16 protein-coding genes are annotated in these 22206 nt (G+C 47.1%); 9 read left to right on the forward strand and 7 right to left on the reverse strand.

What is annotated here, in order from left to right; genetic code table 11:
- Nucleotides 1-390: 390 nt before the first annotated feature.
- The 9 genes from glmS (at nt 391) to BWX39_RS10340 (ending at nt 9325) form a co-directional block, all read left to right on the forward strand.
- Nucleotides 391-807: a methylaspartate mutase subunit S gene (gene glmS, locus BWX39_RS10300; RefSeq protein WP_004364137.1), complete on the forward strand. Its 417-nt coding sequence runs from the start codon at nt 391-393 to the stop codon at nt 805-807.
- Nucleotides 808-810: 3 nt separating this feature from the next.
- On the forward strand, nt 811-2196 hold the full coding sequence (glmL, locus tag BWX39_RS10305) for a methylaspartate mutase accessory protein GlmL (RefSeq protein ID WP_028905212.1): 1386 nt from the start codon (nt 811-813) through the stop codon (nt 2194-2196).
- A 27-nt stretch (nt 2197-2223) separates the two neighbouring features.
- Nucleotides 2224-3681, forward strand: coding sequence for a methylaspartate mutase subunit E (locus tag BWX39_RS10310; protein WP_028905211.1), 1458 nt, complete (start codon nt 2224-2226; stop codon nt 3679-3681).
- 128 nt (nt 3682-3809) lie between these two features.
- Nucleotides 3810-5048 (forward strand): methylaspartate ammonia-lyase, encoded by a 1239-nt coding sequence (locus BWX39_RS10315; protein ID WP_028905210.1) that lies wholly within the window; start codon nt 3810-3812, stop codon nt 5046-5048.
- Nucleotides 5049-5092: 44 nt separating this feature from the next.
- Nucleotides 5093-6469 carry an acyclic terpene utilization AtuA family protein gene (locus tag BWX39_RS10320; protein WP_028905209.1) on the forward strand — a complete coding sequence of 459 codons (1377 nt, stop codon included), beginning with the start codon at nt 5093-5095 and terminating at the stop codon, nt 6467-6469.
- A 24-nt stretch (nt 6470-6493) separates the two neighbouring features.
- Complete coding sequence (locus BWX39_RS10325; RefSeq protein WP_014708676.1) at nt 6494-6814, forward strand: DUF4387 domain-containing protein; 321 nt, start codon at nt 6494-6496, stop codon at nt 6812-6814.
- A gap of 143 nt (nt 6815-6957) precedes the next feature.
- Nucleotides 6958-7902 carry a P-loop NTPase family protein gene (locus BWX39_RS10330; protein WP_028905208.1) on the forward strand — a complete coding sequence of 315 codons (945 nt, stop codon included), beginning with the start codon at nt 6958-6960 and terminating at the stop codon, nt 7900-7902.
- Nucleotides 7903-8745, forward strand: coding sequence for a fumarate hydratase (locus BWX39_RS10335; RefSeq protein ID WP_028905207.1), 843 nt, complete (start codon nt 7903-7905; stop codon nt 8743-8745).
- A 25-nt stretch (nt 8746-8770) separates the two neighbouring features.
- Entirely contained in the window at nt 8771-9325 is a 555-nt protein-coding gene (locus BWX39_RS10340) for a Fe-S-containing hydro-lyase (RefSeq protein WP_028905206.1), read from the forward strand.
- 779 nt (nt 9326-10104) lie between these two features.
- Here the strand turns inward: BWX39_RS10340 and BWX39_RS10355 are convergent.
- The 7 genes from BWX39_RS10355 to BWX39_RS10385 form a co-directional block, all read right to left on the reverse strand.
- Nucleotides 10105-12228, reverse strand: coding sequence for a S46 family peptidase (locus BWX39_RS10355; RefSeq protein ID WP_028905205.1), 2124 nt, complete (start codon nt 12226-12228; stop codon nt 10105-10107).
- 39 nt (nt 12229-12267) lie between these two features.
- The gene (locus BWX39_RS10360) at nt 12268-13761 is read right to left on the reverse strand and encodes an oligosaccharide flippase family protein (protein ID WP_028905204.1); all 1494 of its coding nucleotides are present in this window, start codon (nt 13759-13761) and stop codon (nt 12268-12270) included.
- 16 nt (nt 13762-13777) lie between these two features.
- The gene (locus BWX39_RS10365; RefSeq protein ID WP_028905203.1) at nt 13778-15004 is read right to left on the reverse strand and encodes a nucleoside recognition domain-containing protein; all 1227 of its coding nucleotides are present in this window, start codon (nt 15002-15004) and stop codon (nt 13778-13780) included.
- A 729-nt stretch (nt 15005-15733) separates the two neighbouring features.
- Nucleotides 15734-16669 (reverse strand): hypothetical protein, encoded by a 936-nt coding sequence (locus tag BWX39_RS10370; protein WP_028905202.1) that lies wholly within the window; start codon nt 16667-16669, stop codon nt 15734-15736.
- Nucleotides 16670-16872: 203 nt separating this feature from the next.
- A complete protein-coding gene (gene purD / locus BWX39_RS10375) occupies nt 16873-18141 on the reverse strand; it encodes a phosphoribosylamine--glycine ligase (protein WP_028905201.1) in 1269 nt (422 codons plus the stop codon).
- 67 nt (nt 18142-18208) lie between these two features.
- Nucleotides 18209-20413: a S9 family peptidase gene (locus tag BWX39_RS10380; RefSeq protein ID WP_028905200.1), complete on the reverse strand. Its 2205-nt coding sequence runs from the start codon at nt 20411-20413 to the stop codon at nt 18209-18211.
- A complete protein-coding gene (locus tag BWX39_RS10385) occupies nt 20403-21896 on the reverse strand; it encodes a THUMP domain-containing class I SAM-dependent RNA methyltransferase (RefSeq protein WP_028905199.1) in 1494 nt (497 codons plus the stop codon). Before BWX39_RS10385 ends, BWX39_RS10380 begins: the two co-directional genes overlap by 11 nt.
- Between the last annotated feature and the right edge of the window lie 310 nt (nt 21897-22206).

Here is a 22206-nt window from a genome sequence, read left to right on the forward strand (position 1 = left end):
TGTTACGTAACTTATTTGTTATCAACGCTTTACAAAACCTATTGTTTTGCGTTCCAAAAGCGTAGGTTTTGCACGGTAAAAGCGGCTCTTTTGCATCGCAAAACCTACGCTTTCGCAACGTCAAAACGCAGTTATCACTTTTTAAGAGAATTATCTTTACAAAACAAAGGTGTTGCTACCCTCTTCCGTCAGCACAAAAAGAAAATTGCTCGCCCACGATAAACACCAATTGAACTGCCAAACAGAACAGGCAAGATTGCTATTTAATGCAAAGTAGTGTTAATTTTTGCATTTTGTCGGGCAAATCCTTGTTGTTTAAAAATTAAGGTTGTAAGTTTGCAGTAAATATACGAAAATATAATAAACCTAATTCAAATACATTAGATTGCTATGGAAAAAAAGACAGTAGTAACTGGCGTTATTGGTGCTGATGCTCACGCAGTTGGCAACAAGATTATCGCTTTTGCGCTCGAGCAGCACAACTACAATGTGGTAAACCTCGGTGTAATGGTGGCACAGGAAGAATATATCGCAGCTGCCATTGAGACCAATGCTGACGCCATTCTGGTTTCGTCAATGTATGGCCACGGCGAAATCGACTGCCAAGGACTACGCGAAAAGTGCGATGAAGCAGGACTGAAAGGCATTCCCATCTTCGTAGGCGGCAACCTCGTGGTGGGTAAGCAGAACTTTGAAGATGTGGAAAAACGTTTCCTCGCAATGGGTTTCACAAAGGTATATCCTCCTGGAACTGACATCGAAATCTCTATCAAAGACCTCGATAAAGTTTTAGGAAAGGAAGACTAACCTATGAAATACCTTACAGTAGACTTTGGTAGCACATACACGAAGCTAACGGCGATAGACACCGAGAAGGGCGACGTTGTAGGAACTGCAGCTGCCTTCACCACCATCGAAACCGATGTGATGGAGGGATTCAACAACGGTATGCAGCAACTCGAAGCCCAAATAGGACACTTCGCTTACGACAGACTTCTCTGTTGCAGCAGTGCTGCGGGAGGTTTGAAGATGGTTGCACTCGGATTAGTACCAGAGCTTACTGCCAAGGCGGCAAAGATGGCAGCTTCGAGTGCAGGCGCAAAGGTGGTAAAGACCTATTCGTTTGAAATCTCGCAAGCCGAACAGCAGGAAATATACGACATCAATCCCGACTTGGTATTGCTCTGTGGCGGTACCGACGGAGGCAACAAAGACGTCATTCTTGCCAATGCCAAACGGCTGTGCGCCATCGACCGCGATTTTTCCATTATTGCAGCAGGCAACAAGACTGCTTCTTACGAGCTCGACGAAATATTCAAGGCATCGAACAAAAAGAAGTGTGTCATTACCGAAAATGTAATGCCACAGTTCAACGTCATCAACATCAACCCTGCAAAGCAGAAGATTAAGGAACTCTTCATCAGCCGAATCATTGAGGCAAAAGGACTTTCAAGGATTCAGGAAATGAGTGGTTACGACATTATTCCTACACCATTGGCTGTTCTGACTGGTTGCGAACTCTTCAGCAAGGGCTACGGACGCGACGAAGGCGTGGGCGATATGATGGCAGTAGACCTCGGTGGGGCTACTACCGACATATACTCTATGGCAAAAGGAGAGCCTACCATAGCCGAAGTTATCACCAAGGGACTGCCCGAACCATACAGCAAACGCACTGTGGAAGGCGACCTCGGTATGCGTTACAGCCTTACGGCTATGGCGGACGAGATGAATATGGAGGTGTTTGCCGATGAACTCGGAATTGAGCAAAGCAAGATAGAAGATTGGATTAAACGGTGTGTTGCCGCTCCTGCCACCCTTCCACAGACCGACGAGGAAGCACGCATAGAGCAAGGATTGGCACGCAATGCCGTGAAAGTGGCAGTAGAACGCCACTGCGGATACTTCGAACCAGCCTTCACACCAATGGGTCAGGTGTTCACGCTGACGGGGAAAGACCTTTCCGAAGTGCCTTATATAGTAGGTATCGGCGGTTCTATCAAGAACAATACCGACCCTAAGCAAATACTCAGTGGCGCAGAAAAGAAAGCATCGCGCGACCCAATGTTCGCCAAACCCAAAGCTCCGAATTATATGCTCGACAAGAAATACATCTTCGCATCAATGGGATTGCTAAGCACCTTCGAGCCGCATCTGGCGTTGGCAATAATGAAAAAAGAAATTACGGAAATATAAACAAAACAATAGTACAAAATTACTATTATGGAATTAAAGAATAAAAAACTTACCGACGACGAATTTTTCAAAGAAAGAGCCGACGTCCTAACGCATTGGGAGACAGGTAAAGAGGTAGACTTCCAAGAAGCAGTAGATTACCAAAAGAGCATTGCGCCAGAGAAACGCTTCTCGTACAAGTTGCAGAAAGCTGTGGAAAATGGCGACACACTTATTCAGCCTCGTGCTGGTGTGGCACTCTACGAAGAACACATCAAGCTGTTGCGCTTCCTTGAAGACGAAGGCGGAGCCGACTTGCTGCCCTCTACCGTAGACAGCTACACCCGTCTGAACCGATACAAGGAATGTGAAGTTGGTATTCAGAAGAGTTTTGAAACCAACCGTTCTATGCTCAACGGTTTTCCTATTGTAAACTATGGTGTGGAAATTTGCCGCAAGGTTACATCGGCTGTGAAGAACCCTGTGCAGGTACGACACGGAACTCCTGATGCCCGTTTGCTTACCGAACTCTCTATCGCTGGTGGCTTCACATCGTACGAAGGCGGCGGTATTTCCTATAATATTCCATATTCTAAGGCACACCCAGTAGACCAAGTGATTCACCATTGGCAGTATGCCGACCGCTTGGTTGGTCTATACGAAGAAGCAGGCGTGTCTATCAACCGTGAGCCATTCGGCCCTCTTACAGGTACACTCATTCCACCTTGTATTTCAAATACAGTAGCTGTGATTGAAGCTGTGCTCGCTGCAACACAGGGAGTGCGCGACCTTACTGTAGGCTACGGACAGTGTGGTAACCTTATTCAAGACGTTGCTGCCATTCGTTCGCTCGACATCATGACACGCAAATATCTCGATAAGTTCGGCTACAAGGACGCTCGTGTTACCACCGTATTCCACCAATGGATGGGCGGTTTCCCACAAGACGAAGCACAAGCATTCGGTGTTATCTCGTGGGGCTCGGCAGCTGGCGCATTGGCAAAAGCAACAAAGGTAATCGTGAAGACTCCTCACGAGGCTATGGGTATCCCAACCAAGGAAGCCAACGCTGCGGGTCTGCGTGCAACGAAGCAGGTTATCAATATGTTGAAAGACCAGAACTTCCGCGAAATTCCTGCTGTTGTAGACGAAAGCGAAATCATTATGCAGGAAATGGAGTGCATGCTCAACAAGGTCGAGGAACTCGGTAAGGGCGACTGGGCTGTGGGTACTTGCGCTGCAATCGAAGCTGGTGTTATCGACATACCGTTCGCACCAAGCAAGTACAATGCTGGTAAGGTGTTGCCTGCACGCGACAACCAAGGTGCTATCCGCTTGCTGAATATGGGTAACATGCCGCTCAGCGACGACTTAGTTATCTTCCACCGTCAGAAACTCGAAGAGCGTGCGAAGGCAGAAAACCGTCCTGTAAGTTTCCAAATGGTTATCGACGACGTTTACGCCATCGGTAAGGGACACCTTGTAGGACGCCCAAAGAACAACTGATTCTGCAACGTTCTTTAAGCGAATATAAAGATAAGACATATCAATTAAAAATATAAACTAACACATCGGTCTCGCTATTGAATAATAGAGGAATGGTAGCGAGGCCATAACTTAAACAGGTTCTTATTATGAAAATCAAGAAAGTTGTATGCGCCCCAGGTAAAACGGGCTTTTTCTTCGATGACCAGAAGGCCATCAAAGCTGGTGCTAAAAACGATGGTGCTTTCTATATTGGCACTCCTGAAACTCCTGGTTTCAAGCAAGTAAGACAAGCTGGAGAGTCTATCAGCGTAATGTTCATTCTCGAAAACGGTGCGATTGCACACGGCGATTGCGCTGCTGTACAATACTCTGGTGCAGGTGGCAGAGACCCATTGTTCCTTGCAGCAGACTTTATCCCTGTGATTGAAAAGGAGATAGCTCCGCTTTACGAAGGCAAGGAAATTACATCATTCCGTGAAATGGCTGACCTCGTTGATAAGACAGTAAGCCCTTCTACTGGCAAAATATATCATACCGCTATTCGCTACGGCGTAACACAGGCTTGTCTCGATGCGGTTGCAAAGAGCCAATGCAAGTTAATGGCACAGGTAATTGCTGACGAATACGGCACCGAAGTATCAAAGGAAATTATTCCAATCTTCTCTCAATCAGGCGACGACCGTTATCTGAATGCCGACAAGATGATAATGAAACGTGCCGACGTATTGCCCCATGCACTTTTCAACCACGTTGAGACAAAGGTAGGCTTGAAAGGCGAAAAGATTAAGGAGTATGTTGAATGGCTCCGCAACCGCGTGCTTGAACTCCGTCCATGCGAATGCTACAATCCAACATTCCATATTGACGTTTACGGTACACTCAGCATCGTGTTCAACAACGACTTCGAGGCTATCGCAAAGTACATCGGCGAAGTTGCTGAAATTGCCAAACCATTCCGCTTGCGTGTAGAAGGTCCGGTTGATATGGGCGAACGTGAAGCACAAATAGATGCCTTGGCAGCTATCCGTGCAGCGATGGACCGCGATGGAATCGACGCCGAAATAGTTGCTGACGAATGGTGCAACACGTTGGAAGACATTAAAGACTTCACAGCAAAGAAGGCTGGACACATGGCACAGATAAAGACGCCAGACCTCGGCGGTATCAACAACACCATCGAAGCTGTACTTTACTGCAAGGAACACGGCATGGGTGCCTACCTTGGTGGTACTTGCAACGAAACAAACCGCTCTGCAGAAGTTTGTGCAAACATAGCTATGGCTACCAAACCTGTTCAGTATCTCGCAAAGCCAGGTATGGGTGTAGACGAAGGCTATATGATTGTCTTCAACGAAATGAGCCGTATCTTAGCTTTGACTAAGTAATTGTATCTTGGCTTCGGCTAAGTAATAAAAAAAAGAAAAAGAAGATGGAAGAAATCAGAATACTTTCCACTACTGCGATATTGGGTTATGGTTTCCCAATGGAATCGTTTGTAGAAGGAATGAAACGTAAACCACATGTAATCGCAGTAGACGCTGGTTCAACAGACCCAGGCCCTTATTATCTTGGTGCAGGCAAGTCATTCACCGACCGCAACTCTGTAAAACGCGACTTGGAAATAATGATTCCTGCGGGCATCGAGGCGAAAGTGCCTGTTATTGTTGGTACTGCCGGCGGTAGTGGCGCACGTCCTCACGTTGAATTCGTACTCGATATTGTACGCGAAATAGCTAAAGAGAAAGGTCTTTCTTTCAAAATGGCAGTCATTCAGTCAGAGTTTGAAAAGGACTTTATCAAGGAAAACCTCCGCAATGGCAAGGTTACTCCACTCGCTCCAGCAAAGCCTATCGAAGAGAAAGATGTAGACGAGGCTGTCCACATCGTGGCACAAATGGGCGAAGAACCTTATATCAAGGCATTGGAAGAAGGTGCTGACGTCATCATTGCAGGCCGTTCTTACGACCCATCAGTATTTGCCGCCCTCCCTATTAAGGAAGGTTTCCCTAAAGGATTGGCTATCCACTTGGGCAAAATCCTCGAGTGTGCTGCCATCTGCGCATTGCCTGGAAGCGGTAGCGACTGTATGTTTGGCTACCTCCGCCACGACAACTTCGTGCTCGAACCATTGTCGTCAGCTCGTAAGTGCACCACGCTTTCCATTGCTGGACACACTCTTTACGAGAAGACGAACCCTTACATCTTGCCTGGTCCGGGCGGTGCAATCAACCTGCACGAATGCAAATTCGAGCAAGTTGATGAGAATAAGGTGCGCGTTTCGGGCTCTAAGTTCGTGCCAACCGACAAGTATTTCGTTAAGCTCGAAGGCGTTCGCCGCGTAGGTTATCGCACGATGTCGCCCGCAGCAGTGAAAGACCCTGTCATGATTTCAAAGATAGACGAAATCACAAAGGCTGTGCGTGCTCGCGTAGAGGATAACTTCAAGAAGTATGGCATAACCGATTTCTTCCTCGATTTCAAGATTTACGGCAAGAAAGGCGTTATGGCTATGTTCGAAGGTGCTGAAGAATCTCACTCTGACGAGCTGCTCATCATCATTGAAGCAGTTGCCGACACACAGGAAACAGCGAACACTATCTGTGGCTTTGCACGAAGCACGTTGCTCCACTTCGGCTACGATGGTCGCTATTCTACATCGGGCAACCTCGCTTTCCCATTCTCTCCGTCAGACTGCAAGATGGGCGAAGTTTACGAATTCAACGTCTATCACCTCTTGGAAGTAGACGACCCTACAAGTCTTTTCCCTATTACTTACGTCAATTTCGACAAGGGAGAATGCAAGTAACTAACAGTAAAAGGAGATAAAAACATGGCACAATATAAATTAGTAGACGTGGCTTCAGTGATTCGCAGCAAGAACTCAGGCCCTTTCGAACTTACATTCGACGTCATTTTTAAAGACTTTGAAACTTACAACAAGGTGAAGGACGCCAACATCTTCAACGAAAAGATGTTCTGCGAACTCTACCATATCAAGGCTGAAGACATCATCAACATCATTCACTTCGACCCTGCAAAGGCTATCAAGACCACCATCGTCCGCCCTATCCCATCGGGTTCGTTGGGCGAAACCGATGTGTACGGCGCACAGCAGCACACACCTTTGATGAAGATGACCTTCGAATTGTAACACAAACATAGAGCGAGTTGGCACCGAAACCCATACCATGGGGCGTGCCAACTCGTTCTTTTTTATACATAAGTTCTATTATACACTGGGCAACAAGCACTGCTTACACTGCCTTATCACACCAACACCCAGCACGAACAGCAATGATAAACCCACTTCAACAATATCTTATATCGACGCAATACTTCGCTCCCCGTGGCAAAGAGCGTCTTATATTCCTCGGCGACCACATCTCGCAACGCCACCTTCTCTACACCGACCGCCTTATCGGCATTGTCGGCGATGCAGGTTCGGGCAAGTCGTCGCTCATCAAGGGTATGTTTCCTGGATTGGAACTCACCAACGACGACGACGTTATCAACCCTCGCAAAATCCTTTCCATGCGCGAGGCGATTGCATTGGGCGAGATAAAGGAGGCTTCATCGTTCCATTTGGACATACGTTTCCTTACTGGTTTCATGCAGATGTGGGAGATTGCAGAGTTCGTTAAAACACTGTTGGAACACAAAAAGCGTGTCATCATCGAGCACTTCAACCTACTGCGCCAAGCCTTGGGACGCAATGCCGACCTGATAGTGGGTATCGGCGAGGAAATCATCGTGGCTCGTCCGACGATGTTTGGGCCACTGCCCGAAAGCATTTACGACATTGTGCACGAGTCGTTGAAATACCGCAAGATGGCGCACACCGCCGAAGAAATCACCCGTTACATACTCGAGGACAACTACGGCATTTATCCAGACAGCTACTACTTCTCCGACATACGCAACGGATTCGTACTGAAGTTCTACAACCACGAAGAGTTTGACATTCAGGAACTTGAAGACAGCGTGAAAGAAGTGATAGATCAGCATCAGCCTGTGGCATACTACGACGAGGAACACATCACCATCGGCAAACGCATCGTAGAGTGCGGAGGCCCTCGCCTGCAGGTTACCAACACCCGAGACATATTGAATTTTGCCTTCGTAAAGGAACTTATGCACGACAAGGACAGCAAAACGTACTGCCTAATCGGCATTGTAGACAAGAATTGCGAAAACATTGAAAACCGAAATACACAGTATTTCCTTACAAGAGAACTATAAATGAGAGAAATTGAAGCATCAAGAATTACGGAGTTGGTAGAAAAACTCTGTATAGAAGCGTGTTACGTGCTTGCCGACGATATATACAACAAGCTCGCAATATGCCAGAAACAAGAGAAATCGCCCTTGGCAAGCGAAATCATCGGTACGATAGTAAAGAATGCCGACATCGCCAGAACCGAGCGGGTGCCTATGTGTCAGGACACGGGAATGACGGTTGTGTTCGTCAAAATGGGACAAGAGTGCCACGTTACGGGCGGTTTCATCGAGGAAGCCATCAACCAAGGCGTGCGCCAAGGCTATGCAAACGGTTATCTGCGCAAGTCGGTTGTGAAAGACCCGATAGACCGTGTGAACACCACCGACAACACACCAGCCATCATTCACTACGAAATCGTATCGGGAGATGAGTTCCACATCACCGTAGCACCAAAGGGTTTCGGCAGCGAAAACAAGAGCGGGCTGAAGATGCTTACGCCCAGTGCAGGCGTGAAAGGAATCAAGGAGTTTGTCATCGACACCATTTTCCACGCTGGCGGCAACCCCTGCCCACCCATCATCGTAGGTATCGGCATCGGTGGAACTATGGAGCGGGCAGCCTTCCTCAGCAAGAAAGCCCTTCTCCGCCCTGTCGGCAGTGTGAGCGAAAAGCCTCACGTAGCCCAGTTGGAGAAAGAATTGCTGGAAGAAATCAACAAGCTCGGCATCGGCCCCTGCGGTTTCGGCGGCACAACAACCGCCTTGCAAGTAAGCATTCTCACCAATGCCACCCACATTGCAGGCTTGCCCGTATCGGTAAACATTGGCTGCCACGCCACACGACACGCCGAAGGTTCACTCTAAACACGCAAATATAAGAAAACGAATTATGGAAGAAAAACGAATTATATCAGCTCCCTTCACCGACGAAACCATCAAGTCGCTCCACGCAGGCGATATGGTTTACATTTCGGGCACTATATATACGGCGCGCGATGCTGCACACAAGCGTCTTTGCGAAATGCTGGACGCAGGCGAACCAATGCCTTTCGACTTTGAAGGTCAGGCGGTTTACTATGCTGGTCCCTGCCCTGCCAAGCCAGGACAACCCATCGGTTCTGTCGGTCCGACTACGGGTGGACGTATGGACGCCTACTCGCCACGCCTCATTCAGCAAGGCTTACGCGTCATGATAGGCAAAGGCTCTCGTTCCGAAGAGGTTATCGACGCACTCAAAGAACACACTGGCGTTTACTTCGCTGCCATCGGCGGTGCTGCCGCTCTTATGGCAAAGGCAGTTAAAGAAGCCGAAGTCATCGCTTTCGACGAACTCGGCACAGAAGCAATACGCCGCCTACGTGTAGAGGAACTGCCCGTAATCGTAGCCATCGACCACGAAGGAAACGATATGTATAAGCTCGGTATAGAGAAATACAGACAATAGAAAGCCCCTGAAAATGTTATAACTTTCCATACTCCCATGCTGTTTTCTCAAACAGAATGGGAGTATTTTTTTGTGCGGAAGTACAGCCAAAAGAAAACCGTTCCACCGATAAACATCTGTCATTTCTCCACCGCAGGGACGTGATTTGGGTGTAAATATTTTTCACAAGCGTATCTATTACGTAACCACTTAATTATCAGCGCATTGCAAAACCTGTTGTTTTGCATTCCAAAAGCGTAGGTTTTGCACGGTAAAAGCGGCTGTTTTGCATCGCAAAACCTACGCTTTCGCAATGTCAAAGCGCAGTTATCACTTTTTAAGAGAATTATCTTTACAAAAGCATTGTGTTTGTCTGTTATTTGCCAACAATTTTTTGGGCAAAAGAAAACGACAGGCTTCTCAGTCCGTCGTTTCTATTTTTTGTTAGGCATTAGTTAGTAAGGTGTATAAGATTGTTTCAGGATAACGGGTGTAAATTTACACTTTTTTTATTTATCATCAAAACTTTTCAAGCTGTTTTCCTGTCTTCTTAAACAATTTTAAAGACGTGTGCGATAACACTTCCTGCAATTATGAAATCTTTGCGATTATGCTACAAGGCTGCCACAATGGTGCCGCAAAGCGCAAACAGCGTGCGAATGCAAGCGAAAGGGCAGAGAACAAAGGCGGTACGGAGTACTGAATCGCAAGAAGGCTGTGGCTGGTTTGAGAACAAAAAAGGTGTGGCAAAAACCAATTTGCCACACCTTTTATTTTATATATGTGTCTTTGCTGCTCGCTTACTTTGCGTTGATTTCCTTAATCAAGCGGTCAGCGTGTCCCCATTTGTCCATCATATAGAGTACGAAACGAATGTCTACACCGATGCAACGCGCAAGGTTGCGGTCGAAGTTGATGTCTGAACTGAGGCTGTCCCAGTTGCCGTCGAATGCAAGACCGATGAGTTCGCCCTTACCATTGAACATTGGCGAACCAGAGTTACCGCCTGTAATGTCGTTGTTTGTAAGGAAGCAGAGTTGCATCTTGCCCGATGTCTTGTCGGCATACTTGCCGAAATCGTTAGAAGAGAGCAGGCTCATCATAATTGGTTCTGCCTTGTAGTCGGCAATCTTGTCGGCTTTCTTGAATTTCTCCACGATGCTTTCGGCTGTCGTATAGTAGCCGCTGTTGAAGCCGCCAATCATATAACCGCCTACCTGACCATAGCTCAAACGCATTGTAAAGTTGGCATCGCTATAGTGTGGAAGGTCCATTTCCATTTGTATTTTGGCTTCGGTGAGTTTCTTTTCCTGTGCCTTGATGTTTTCAGTTACTTGCATTGACTTCTTTGCAATCTGCTGATAAACTTCCAAGAGGTCTTTTCCTACCTGCGCAGCAGGGTCTTTCATAAACTTCTTGCTGTCGTTAGGATAGAACTTTTCGCCCTTTGTAAGCACCTTACTGGTCTTGTAAAGCCAGTCGGTGTACTTGTAGAAGTCGCCTCCGAACTTCTTCTTTACAGTCTGGAAGAATGCCGGGTGATATTCAGCAGGCATCATCTTGGCGTAGTTCTGCATCATTGCGGCTGTCAGCTCCTTATCAAGTGCATAGTTCCACTCGCTGCTATTATCCTTAAACTCAAAGTATTGCGCCTTTGGATTGGCTGCCGAGCCCTTCAATGGCGTCTTGGTATTCATATTCATAGCACGTGTGAAGAACTCTGTTGTGCGTCTGAACGATTCTGACCAATAGCTTAAAGCCTGTACCAACGGACGGTTTTGAGCGTAGAGTTGCTCCAATTCGCTGAAGTTTACATCTATTGCAGGGTTCTTTGTAGGCTGCTTTGCCAACCAGTTCTTAATCTTTCCTTCGTATTCAGCCTTCTGCCTGATGAGTCCGATAGAGTCGATACACTTGTTCATACCCATTGAATTCTTCCAGTAATTGGCAGAACTTGCATACTTAGACTCGTACTGAATGCGCACGTTTTGGTCGGCGTCCATATACTTCTTCATAAGTGCGAGTTTGATGTCGCGGCTCTGCACTCGTGAGGTATTCTCAATATCGCGACGCTGCTGAATGCCATATGAAGAGAGGTAGCGGTTTGTGCTGCCCGGATAACCGATGGTCATGGCGAAGTCTTTGTCCTTATAGCCTTGCAAACTAACAGGTGCGTAGTGCTCTGGGTGGTAAGGCACGTTGTCCTTAGAGTAGGCAGCAGGTCCGTTAGTCTTAGGGTCGGCGTATATACGGAACACCGAGAAGTCGCAAGTCTGGCGTGGCCACATCCAGTTATCGGTATCACCACCGAACTTACCCATACTCTTTGGAACGGTGAACACAAGGCGCACGTCGGTAAAGTCTTGATAAGTGGTAGCGTAATACTTGTTTCCTTCGTAGAACGGAGCCACTTCGATGTGCAAAGTCTTGTCGATTTTCTTGATTGAATCGTTCAGAACGTTCTCCACAGAGTCAATAATCTCACCTTGTTCCTTCAACGATTTGTTCTCGATGAGCGGTGCAATGCGGTTGGTAATGTCCTGCTGACCACGCATAAACGAAACAAAGGTGTTTTCGTTTGGCAGTTCTTCGGCGAAGCTCTTGGCATAGAAGCCGTCGCGCATGTAGTCGTGCTCAACCGTTGAGTGTGCATTGATGGCACCGAAACCACAGTGGTGGTTGGTGAAAACCAAGCCATCGGGCGATACAACAACACCTGAACAGAAGCCAGAGAAGTTTACAACGTAGTTGCTGATAGCATCTGGATTGTTGTAAAGTTTGTCGCAAGGCAACGAAAAACCATAATCTACCATCTGCGTATAAACCGCTTCAGGCAAGTTGTAAAGTGTCCACATACCTTCATCTGCCTTAGAAGCAGTGCTCAGAGAGAGCAGTCCGGCAAGGAGCAATGTTGATTTTTTCATAATTAATTGTATAAATGATAAATAAATTTTTGTGCTTTCTTATTTCTTAAACCGCTTTCCTATAACGGGAAGTTTGCTTAATGGGAAGTCGCGCTTGACGATAATGGCAAGGAAAACCAGTATCAACGCTGTGTTGGCAGCAAGGGCAAGCAACGTTGACAGGTATTTGTTGGAAGCCGTAATGGCTGCAAACAGCACCAATGCCACCACTACATAGAACAGAATTTCCTTCAACGGATAGGCAATAGGATAATACTTCTGTCCGAAGTAGTAGCTTACAACCATACTCACGGCGTACGAAACGAAGCCTGCCCACGCACAAGCCCAATAGCTGAAATGCGGTATGAGCAGGATATTCATAACGATGAGCACCACCGCACCGATGCCAGAGAAGTACGCTCCCCATATTGTGCGGTCGGTAAGCTTGTACCAGAAGCTGAGGTTGAAGAAGATTCCGAACATAATTTCGGCTGCCATAACAATCGGTACAATCTCCAATCCGTCCCAATAGCTGCGCCCCACCACATAGCGAAGCACGTCCATATAGCCCACAACGGCAAGGAAAGCCAGCAAAGTGAAGATGATATAGAACTTCATAGCCTTTGCATAGGTGTCCTTATTGTCTCTGTCTTTCGACTTTCCGAACACAAACGGTTCGTAAGCATAGCGGAAAGCCTGCGTTATCATAACCATTATCATGGCTATTTTAATACATGCGCCATAGATTCCGAGCTGTGTTCGTGCCTCTTCGGCTGTGCCATCGAAAGCGTAAGGGAATATTATTTGCGAGGCAGACTGGTTCAATTGTCCTGCCAAACCCATTATCAGAAGTGGGAAAGTGTAGCCCAGCATACGCTTGCACGTGCCCATATCGAAGCTGTGACGTATGCCCGACAGTTCCTTCCATAGCAAAAGCAAGGTAGCAACGGTGCAGAAGAAGTTTATATAGAACACCCACACCACGTCGAGCGTGAAGTTTGCATCGTAGATACCGAACGGATTGAGCTTGAAGTAAGGCAACACCACCAAGTAAAGCAGGTTCAACACGATGTTGAAAGTGATGTTGAGCATCTTCAGCATAGCAAATTTTATGGGGCGATGCTTACACCGCAGATAGGCAAAAGGTATGGCTGCAAAGGCATCTATCGCCACCGTAACATACATTATCATAATGTATTCGGGGTGGTCGGCATAGCCCAAGAGTGCCGCAAGGGGCTGATTGAACAGCAATACTACTGCCATAAAGAGCAAAGACGTAGCTCCCACCATCTTCAAAGTGGTGGCATACACCTTGTCGGGGTCCTCTCCTTCCTTGCTCATGAAGCGGAAGAAGGTGGTTTCCATACCGTAAGTGAGCAGCACTATCAGCAGTGCCACGTAGGCATACACGTTGGTTATGATGCCATACTGTCCGCCAGCAGCATTGAATTTGGCAGTTTGTATCGGCACTAAAAGATAGTTTATGAAGCGTGCAGCGATGCTACTGAGCCCATAAATAGCCGTGTCTTTTGCCAATGATTTTAAGTTTGCCATTTTGTTTCGTGTCTGTTTAGAAGAAAAGAGAGCATATTCCGATTGCTGCAAGCACGCCGGCAAGGTCGGCAAGCAAGCCGCAAGCCACGGCGTGGCGTGTGTAACGTATGCTTACGCTGCCGAAATAAACAGCCAATATATAGAATGTGGTGTCGGTAGAACCTTGGAAGATGCAACTCAACCTGCCCACAAACGAGTCGGCTCCATAGTTTTGCATCGCCTCAAGCATCAGTCCGCGCGCACCGCTGCCCGACAATGGCTTCATCAGCGCAGTTGGCAGAGCACCCACAAAGTCGGTATTCACGTGGCATTGCTCCAACGTCCACTGTATGCCGCCTATGCACATATCCATCGCACCCGACGCACGGAACACGCCCACGCCCACGAGTATGGCTACAAGATAAGGGATAATGCGCACGGCAGTGGTGAAACCGTCCTTCGCTCCTTCGATGAAAGCATCGTAAACATTGATTTTCCGAAGCAGTCCTGCACCGATAAAGATAACGATTATCGACATCAATATAAGGTTGGAAGCTACCGAAGTTACGGTGTTCATAGTGCTTTCGTCCATCTGACCGAAGCCCCAAATCACCAATCCCACCGAACCGATAAGTCCGAAAATGGTGGCAAGCAACACAGGCTGCAGCAGATTGATGCGTTGCCAAAGCGAGGTAACCATGATTCCAGTAATCGTAGCAACCGCCGTAGCAAGCAAAATAGGAATGAAAACATCAGTAGGCTGCGCTGCACCGTTCGCACTTCGGAACGCCAAAATGCTGGTCGGAATAATGGTAAGTCCACTTGTGTTCAGCACAAGAAACATTATCATAGGGTTCGTAGCCGTGTCTTTCTTCGTGTTAAGCTCCTGCATCTGCGCCATAGCCTTCAGTCCTGTCGGCGTAGCGGCATTGTCGAGTCCAAGCATATTGGAAGCGATGTTCATAAAGATAGAGCCCATAACAGGGTGGTTCTTAGGAATATCGGGGAACAGCTTGGTGAAAACAGGACTCAACAGTCGTGCCAACACGTTCACAATGCCTGCCTTTTCGCCAATCTTCATAATGCCGAGCCACAAGGCAAGCACTCCCGTAAGTCCGAGCGAAACCTCGAACGCTGTCTTCGACGAGTCGAAAGTAGCGTCCACCATCTTCTGAAACAGCGTGGTGTCGCCCATTATCAAGCCTACTATTCCGAAGGCAAAAGCAATCAGAAAAAACGCTATCCAAATATAATTTAATACCATACGTTTGTTGTCTGCACAGAATTGATATTCAAGATACAAAAGTACGACAATTTAACGATACAAGCAAAATAAGCGGTTAATTATGCCGTTCTTTTGCAAATTTTTGTGTTTTACCAACCGAATCTCCCCCACTCAGCTACTTTAGTGCGCCCATTTATGGTACATTAGTATTTATTTCTACCTTATACAACTTCGCCAATATTTCTTGTTTTATAGACAGAAAACAGACAATAAGAGTGTAAATATTTTTCACAAACACCTCTATTCTATAACTACCTCGCTATCGTTACATTATTAAAAGGTATTACGAAAAATCGTTACAAATATCTTTTTAGTTTACCACTCGTAAATTATTGATAATCAACAACTACGCTTTGACGTTCCAAAACCTATTGTTTCGCATTGCAAAAGCGTAGGTTTTGCACGGTAAAAGCGGCTGTTTTGCGTTGCAAAAGAGCCGCTTTCGCAGTGCCAAAACGAAATTAGCGTTTTTCCTGCGAATTATATTTACAAAATCAAGGATATTGTCAAGTTCTATACTAGAATTTCTAGAAAGTTCTAGTTTTCATAGAAATTTTAGATAACCCCTCTTTTTCTTGGTGTTAGGGGCGTGATGAATCACGCCCCTACATGCATTTATGCAATACAAGGGCTATACTTTCGTAATGGCAAAATGAAGAAGATGTGAGAAAAGAAGGTTGTTTCGTGCCGTAAACACTGCTACGTTCCCTATCGAAGAAGGTAGGGAAAGAGATTGTAAAGCGTGATGACAAACGTGCCAAGGGCAAGAAACTTGAAAGTGAAATTGGTGATTTTGGTGTGGGTCAGCGCAAAGAAATGCCCTATAAGGGGCGAAGTAGATGCGATAACCGTACCGAGGAGGGCATCGAAATGCTGTGGTTGCAGGCACAGGAAAATAATGGAAACGGTGTTTAGGTTGATGAAAAAGCTGTAAAGCATGCGGTTGCGAATACTGTCGGCACTCTTTTTACGTATATAGTGAACCGTTCCGATGATGGCACAGAGGATTACCCACGACGCTGTAACTATCTGATTGACCGAAAGCAACCAATAGTTGGCAAGACTGCCGAAATTGATTAGTTCGTTGAAATGCTGCACCGCCAACTGCCATTCGCCACGATAAAGCAGGATTCCGAATGCCACAAGGTTGGGCAAAAGCAGTCCGAAAAGAGAGGAAACATAGTTTCGGACGCTGGGAGCCAACAGCTTTGTGGCGAGCAACACCCACACAATGGGTACAAAATAAAGGGTTTGCACCCACACAATGCTACTGAAACCCATACAGAGAAAGGCGTAGAACACCCACCCTGGCGAGCGTTGGTCTTGATAGCAACGGAAAATACAGGTGTAGAAACCTACCATACAGAGCACTACACTGGCGGCACGCATCGACACAAACTGGAAGGTTGCCATCGTGGTAAGCAGCATATAGCAACACGACACCATACGACTGTAAATGCGTATGAGGGCGTTGGAGTTGTTCAATTCCATCATTAGGAAGGTGGAAAAGAGCATGCAGAGGAAGGGCGCAATAACCGACAGGTTGTTTAAACACACCACTGCCCACACAGCAGTGGTGAGGACGGATACCACGGTGAGTGTCCATCTGCTTTCAGCAATTGTGTTTTGTAGTTGTTTGCGCACCGCTTTTCAGTTTTAAGTAGGTGTTCAAAATGAAACACCTACGCATTATCCTATTGTTTTATTCTTGGTTTTACCACTATATTTATGCCTTTTTCTTGTCGTTCTGCCATCTTTCATCACTTCCTAAAGCTGGCATACTGACTGAAAAACAGACTTAAATATAGTGGCAACTTATTATAAACACCTACTTGTCAATGTGGTTTTTATAAATCCTGACCGATGTCCCTACGGAAGTTTTTGCCTATAAACTGTATCTTTTTAGCATTGGTGAAACTCTTGAGAAGGGCTTCTTCCTTGTTTGTTCCGTAAGATGACACGGCGATAACACGCCCTCCGTTGGTTACAATCTGTCCGTCTTTCAACGCTGTTCCGCTATGGAAAACCACCGAATCGGCTACGCTGTCGAGCCCACTGATGGTGTAACCCCTTGTGTAAGCACCAGGATAGCCACCACTGACTAACATAACGCAAACGGCAGCACGGTCGTCGAACTCCACTTTACAGTTATCGAGGGTTCCATTGGCAACGCCTTCAAACAAGTCTACGATGTCGCTCTTCAGACGCAACATCACGGTTTCGGTTTCCGGGTCGCCCATACGACAGTTGTATTCTATCACCATCGGCTCACCATCTACGTTGATAAGTCCGAAGAAAATGAAGCCTTTATAGTCGATACCTTCAACTTTCAAGCCATCAACCGTAGGTTTAATAATGCGGTTCTCCACCTTCTGCAACCATTCCGCAGTGGCAAAAGGCACCGGCGACACGCTTCCCATACCGCCAGTGTTGAGTCCTGTATCGCCCTCGCCGATGCGTTTATAGTCCTTTGCTTCGGGAAGTATCTGATAGTTCGTGCCATCGGTGAGTACAAATACCGAACACTCGATACCCGAAAGGAACTCTTCGATGACCACTTTGGCTGATGCTTTGCCGAACATACCGTCGAGCATCTGCTTGAATTCGTGCTTTGCCTCGTCTAAAGTTGGCAGTATGAGCACGCCTTTGCCTGCTGCCAAGCCGTCAGCCTTGAGCACATAAGGGGCTTTCAGCGTTTCAAGGAACTTCAATCCTTCCTCTACGGTGGTGCCGTCGAAAGTTGCATAGGCTGCTGTAGGAATGGCGTGGCGTTGCATAAAGGCTTTGGCAAAGTCCTTACTGCCTTCGAGCACCGCCCCAGCCTTCGACGGTCCGATGATGGAAATGTGAGCAGTGCGGGCATCGTGCTTGAATTCGTCGTATATGCCACGCACCAATGGGTCTTCAGGACCTACTACTACCATATCGATAGCGTTGTCTACGGCAAACGCCTTGAGCTTTTCAAAATCGTTTACACCAATGGCTACATTCTCGCCACAGTCGGTTGTACCTGCATTGCCTGGCGCAATGAACAGTTTTTCGCACTTCTTGCTTTGTGCAATCTTCCAAGCTAAGGCGTGTTCACGGCCGCCGCTGCCTAACAGTAATATCTTCATAAGCACCTCTCTTTCCCCTTATCGTAAGGATTTCCGTTAATGTATTATGTTTCGTTTGTTTAAAAACTTACTTCAAATAGTCCTCGAAATACTGTGTGATTCTTTCGTGCAAGTGAACGCTTTGGTGTCCACGCATATTGTGAGGCTCGCCTGGATACACGAAGAAATCGGGTTGAGTGCCTACTGCAATGCACGCCTTGAGGAAGCTATAACAGTGCTGTGGCAGTACCACTGGGTCGTTCAGACCTGTAATAATCTGCAACTTGCCCTTCAAATCCTTTGCCTTTGCCAAGAGCGAAGTCTTTGCATAGCCTTCTGGATTGGTCTGCGGTGTGTCCATATAGCGTTCGCCATACATAGCTTCGTACCACTTCCAGTCGATAACAGGGCCACCTGCAACGCCTACCTTGAAGGTTTCGGGATAGTTGGTGAGCAGCGAGATGGTCATAAAGCCACCGAACGACCAGCCGTGTACGCCGATACGGTCGGCATCAACGTATGGCAGCGTCTTCAAATACTTCACGCCCTGCATCTGGTCGCGCATTTCTACCTGTCCGAGTTGGCGGAAAGTAGCTTGCTCGAACGCTCTACCACGGTTCTCGCTACCACGGTTGTCGAGAATGAAAAGCAAGTAACCCTTCTGCGCCATATAGGTTTCCCACGAACGTGAACCGTAGTTCCAGCTTGCATCAACGTTGTGTGCGTGTGGTCCACCATACACATAAACCACGGTTGGGTACTTCTTTGATGGGTCGAAACCGATAGGCTTCACCATACGCCAATAGAGGTCGGTGGTGCCGTCGTCAGCTTTCAGCGAGCCAGAAGTAAACTCTGGTATGTTGTAACCGTCCCATGGGTTCTTCGCAGTAAGCCAATTCTTTATCGTTGGCTTTGCTCCGATGGTGGTAATGTCTATCTTGCGTGGCACAGTAGGTTCTGTATAGTTGTCCACCAAGTAGTTACCGCCACCGCTGAGTGTTGCGTAGTGGTAGCCACGGCCGTTGTCCAAGAGGGTGCGGGTGCCGTTCTCAACGTTCACGCTCCACGTATTGCGCTGTATAGGGCTGCATTCGTTAGACACGTAGATGATTGATTTCGCCTTTTCGTTGAAGCCAAGCACGTCCATAACCACCCAATTGCCTTTCGTAATCTGCTTCAGCTGTTTGCCATCCTTATTAAATAGGTAGAAGTGATTGTAGCCATCTTTCTGCGTTTGCATAACAAACTGGTCGGCATTCCAAGGCAAAAAGAGTATAGGGTGCGAAGGTTCCACGTACTTTGCGTCGGTTTCGCGATACAATTCTGCAATCTTGCTGCCCGTTTCGGCGTTGTATGACACCAAGCGACAGTCGTTTTGGTCGCGATTAAGCTCGAACATATAGATGGTTTTGCTATCTGGGCTCCACTGTATGTTGGTGAAATAGCGGTCGGTAGGGTCGCCTGCATCGAGGTAAACAGTTTTTCCTGTGTTGATGTCGTAGACTCCCACGGTTACCTTGTGCGATGTTTCGCCTGCCATTGGGTATTTGGTAGGTGCTGGAGTAGCTGCGCGCGACTCGCCGTTTTCAGGTTTCCAGTCTACTTCAGGTATATGAACGAGCGGATAATCGGTTACCATACTTTGGTCCATACGGTAGAATGCCAAGCGATTGCCCGACGGACTCCAATACAAACCGCCCTTGATACCGAACTCGTCGCGGTGTACAGCCTGTCCGTAGACGATGTTTTGCGAGCCATCGTTAGTAAGTTGCTTTGTTGTTCCGCCCTTATCGGCAACGTATAGTTGGTCTTTCAGCACGTATGCCATTGCTCCTGACACCTTATTATAATCCTGTGCCTGAACGCCAGCAACGCTCTTCATAGTGCTTTCAATCTTTTTGGTCTTGAAATTAACCATCATTATTTCCTTTCCCGTTGCGATTTGAGCCACTGGGCGGTCGGCGTATGGGAAAGAAACGTGGAAGAGCGAGCGCACTTTAGCGTCGTCGTTGCCTCGTGCTACTACTGCATTTATATCGTCGAGCGTAAAGAGCGTGGTTTCTTTCAGCGTCTTTGGGTTTACGATTGTGCAGCGGTCTTTGTCCAAACGCACAAGCTGGTCGCCCCACCACGTGGTGTAGCGGGTTTCAGCTCGCATCTTTTGGAAGTTTTTACCGCCGAAGTTGAGTTCTTCGAGTGTGAACTGTTTCTGTGCCATAACGTTGGTAGGCAATGCAAGACCTAAAGTGGCTGCTGCCAATCCTGCACTTACAATTAAAGTCTTAGTCTTCATCTGTATTATAATTATTTTTTTTACGGAACTTTCCGCCTTTGTTTCCTTTATCAAATCGTTTGCCGTCGAACTTCTTCTTTCCACGGAATGAGCCACGCTCGTCGCCGAATCGGTCGTCATCGCGGAAGTTTCTGCGTCCGCCACGCTTGCCGTCTTCAAACTTCTTTCCGCCTATCGAGATGTTGTGTTCAAAGCTGTGGAAGGTGAAAGAGCGTATGTCGCCCTCTTCGTTTTCTTCGGTTTCGTCGAGTCGTTTCTTGAAATCGCGGTTCTTCTTGAAGCGGTGTTTCTGTGCCATTTCGCGCTTTTCGTCTTCTGTCTTCACAATCCCGCCTTCTGCACGGAAGTCGTTCAGCTTGCCGTCGAACATCTGATAGCGACGGAACTCGCATTCCAACGAACCGTTATACACGGGAATCTTGATGCTTGGCTTCAATCCGATTTCGCGGAAACACTCTTCTCGATACGAGAGAATCCACGCTTCGTTGCCCATAAACTGGTGTTTCAGGCGTTCGCCAATCATTTTGTAGGTGCCCAAGAGGTTCGGAGTAGAGATGCGCTCGCCGTAAGGAGGGTTCATCACGATGATACTCTTCTGCTCTGGCTGCGTGAAGTTCTTGAAGTCCTTGTGCTCTATGGTAACGTATTTTGTGAATCCTGCTGCCGCCACGTTCATTTTTGCCGTGTTCACAGCCTTCATTTCAACGTCGTAACCGTAGATATGGTGGTCGAATTCTCGCTCCTGCGAATCGTCGTTGTATATCATATCGAAGAGTTCTTGGTCGAAATCGGGCCATTTTTCGAACGCAAACTCCTTGCGGAATACGCCTGGAGAAATGTTGCGTGCGATGAGTGCAGCCTCGATGGGCAGCGTGCCCGAGCCACACATAGGGTCGATGAAGTCGGTTTCGCCCTTCCAACCAGTCATCAATATCATACCTGCTGCGAGCACTTCGTTCAATGGTGCCTCCACACTTTCTTGTCGGTAGCCACGACGGTGCAGCGATTCGCCGCTGGAGTCGAGCGACAAGGTAGCCTTATCTTCGGCTACGTGTATGTTCAGGCGAATGTCTGGGTTGCTTACAGAGATGTTCGGGCGTATGCCTGTGTTTTCACGGAACTGGTCTACAATGGCATCTTTCACCTTGTAGGTAACAAAACGTGAGTTCTTGAACTCTTCCGAGTAGACCACCGAGTCTACCGAGAATGTCTTTCCCTTCAGAATGTACTTGCTCCAATCTATCTTTTTCACTTCATCGTACATATCTTCTGCGCTCTTTGCCTTGAAGTGTGCGATTGGTTTCAGTACTCTTATTGCGGTGTGCAACTGGAAGTTAGCGCGGTACATCATTTCCTTGTTTCCTGTGAACGACACCATTCGTCGTCCAATCTGCACGTTGTTAGCACCCAGTTGGGTGAGCTCTTGAGCCAAAACCTCCTCAAGTCCCATAAAGGTTTTGGCAATGAGTTCAAATTCTTCCATTAATTTGTTAGTTAAAACTTTCATCTTTCTGCGCTTCAACACCGTTTGCGGCATTGCAGACGAGATGCTTTTCTATTATTTATGATTGTTATTTCTGCTTTTCTGTTTGTTGTTTCAGGAACGTTATTACAGCCGTTCCATCGTGTCGTTACCATTGTATGAGCACAGAACAACGGTAATAACTGTTGCAAAGATAGTGATTTTCAGCGAAAGAACAAGAAAGTTGCACAAAAACTAACCATAAAAACAGACTTTTCCGTAACTGAAAACCCCACCGCCGTGCAAGCGATGGGGTTTATTTCTGAATATT

The sequence above is a fragment of the Prevotella intermedia ATCC 25611 = DSM 20706 genome (assembly GCF_001953955.1).
Classification (GTDB): Bacteria; Bacteroidota; Bacteroidia; order Bacteroidales; family Bacteroidaceae; genus Prevotella; species Prevotella intermedia.

Excerpts from the sequence above, each read along its gene's own strand:
- glmS (WP_004364137.1), top strand. The coding sequence starts at position 391 with ATGGAAAAAAAGACAGTAGTAACTGGCGTTATTGGTGCTGATGCTCAC.
- glmL (WP_028905212.1), top strand. The coding sequence starts at position 811 with ATGAAATACCTTACAGTAGACTTTGGTAGCACATACACGAAGCTAACG.
- BWX39_RS10310 (WP_028905211.1), top strand. The coding sequence starts at position 2,224 with ATGGAATTAAAGAATAAAAAACTTACCGACGACGAATTTTTCAAAGAA.
- BWX39_RS10315 (WP_028905210.1), top strand. The coding sequence starts at position 3,810 with ATGAAAATCAAGAAAGTTGTATGCGCCCCAGGTAAAACGGGCTTTTTC.
- BWX39_RS10320 (WP_028905209.1), top strand. The coding sequence starts at position 5,093 with ATGGAAGAAATCAGAATACTTTCCACTACTGCGATATTGGGTTATGGT.
- BWX39_RS10325 (WP_014708676.1), top strand. The coding sequence starts at position 6,494 with ATGGCACAATATAAATTAGTAGACGTGGCTTCAGTGATTCGCAGCAAG.
- BWX39_RS10330 (WP_028905208.1), top strand. The coding sequence starts at position 6,958 with ATGATAAACCCACTTCAACAATATCTTATATCGACGCAATACTTCGCT.
- BWX39_RS10335 (WP_028905207.1), top strand. The coding sequence starts at position 7,903 with ATGAGAGAAATTGAAGCATCAAGAATTACGGAGTTGGTAGAAAAACTC.
- BWX39_RS10340 (WP_028905206.1), top strand. The coding sequence starts at position 8,771 with ATGGAAGAAAAACGAATTATATCAGCTCCCTTCACCGACGAAACCATC.
- BWX39_RS10355 (WP_028905205.1), bottom strand. The coding sequence starts at position 12,228 with ATGAAAAAATCAACATTGCTCCTTGCCGGACTGCTCTCTCTGAGCACT.
- BWX39_RS10360 (WP_028905204.1), bottom strand. The coding sequence starts at position 13,761 with ATGGCAAACTTAAAATCATTGGCAAAAGACACGGCTATTTATGGGCTC.
- BWX39_RS10365 (WP_028905203.1), bottom strand. The coding sequence starts at position 15,004 with ATGGTATTAAATTATATTTGGATAGCGTTTTTTCTGATTGCTTTTGCC.
- purD (WP_028905201.1), bottom strand. The coding sequence starts at position 18,141 with ATGAAGATATTACTGTTAGGCAGCGGCGGCCGTGAACACGCCTTAGCT.
- BWX39_RS10380 (WP_028905200.1), bottom strand. The coding sequence starts at position 20,413 with ATGAAGACTAAGACTTTAATTGTAAGTGCAGGATTGGCAGCAGCCACT.
- BWX39_RS10385 (WP_028905199.1), bottom strand. The coding sequence starts at position 21,896 with ATGGAAGAATTTGAACTCATTGCCAAAACCTTTATGGGACTTGAGGAG.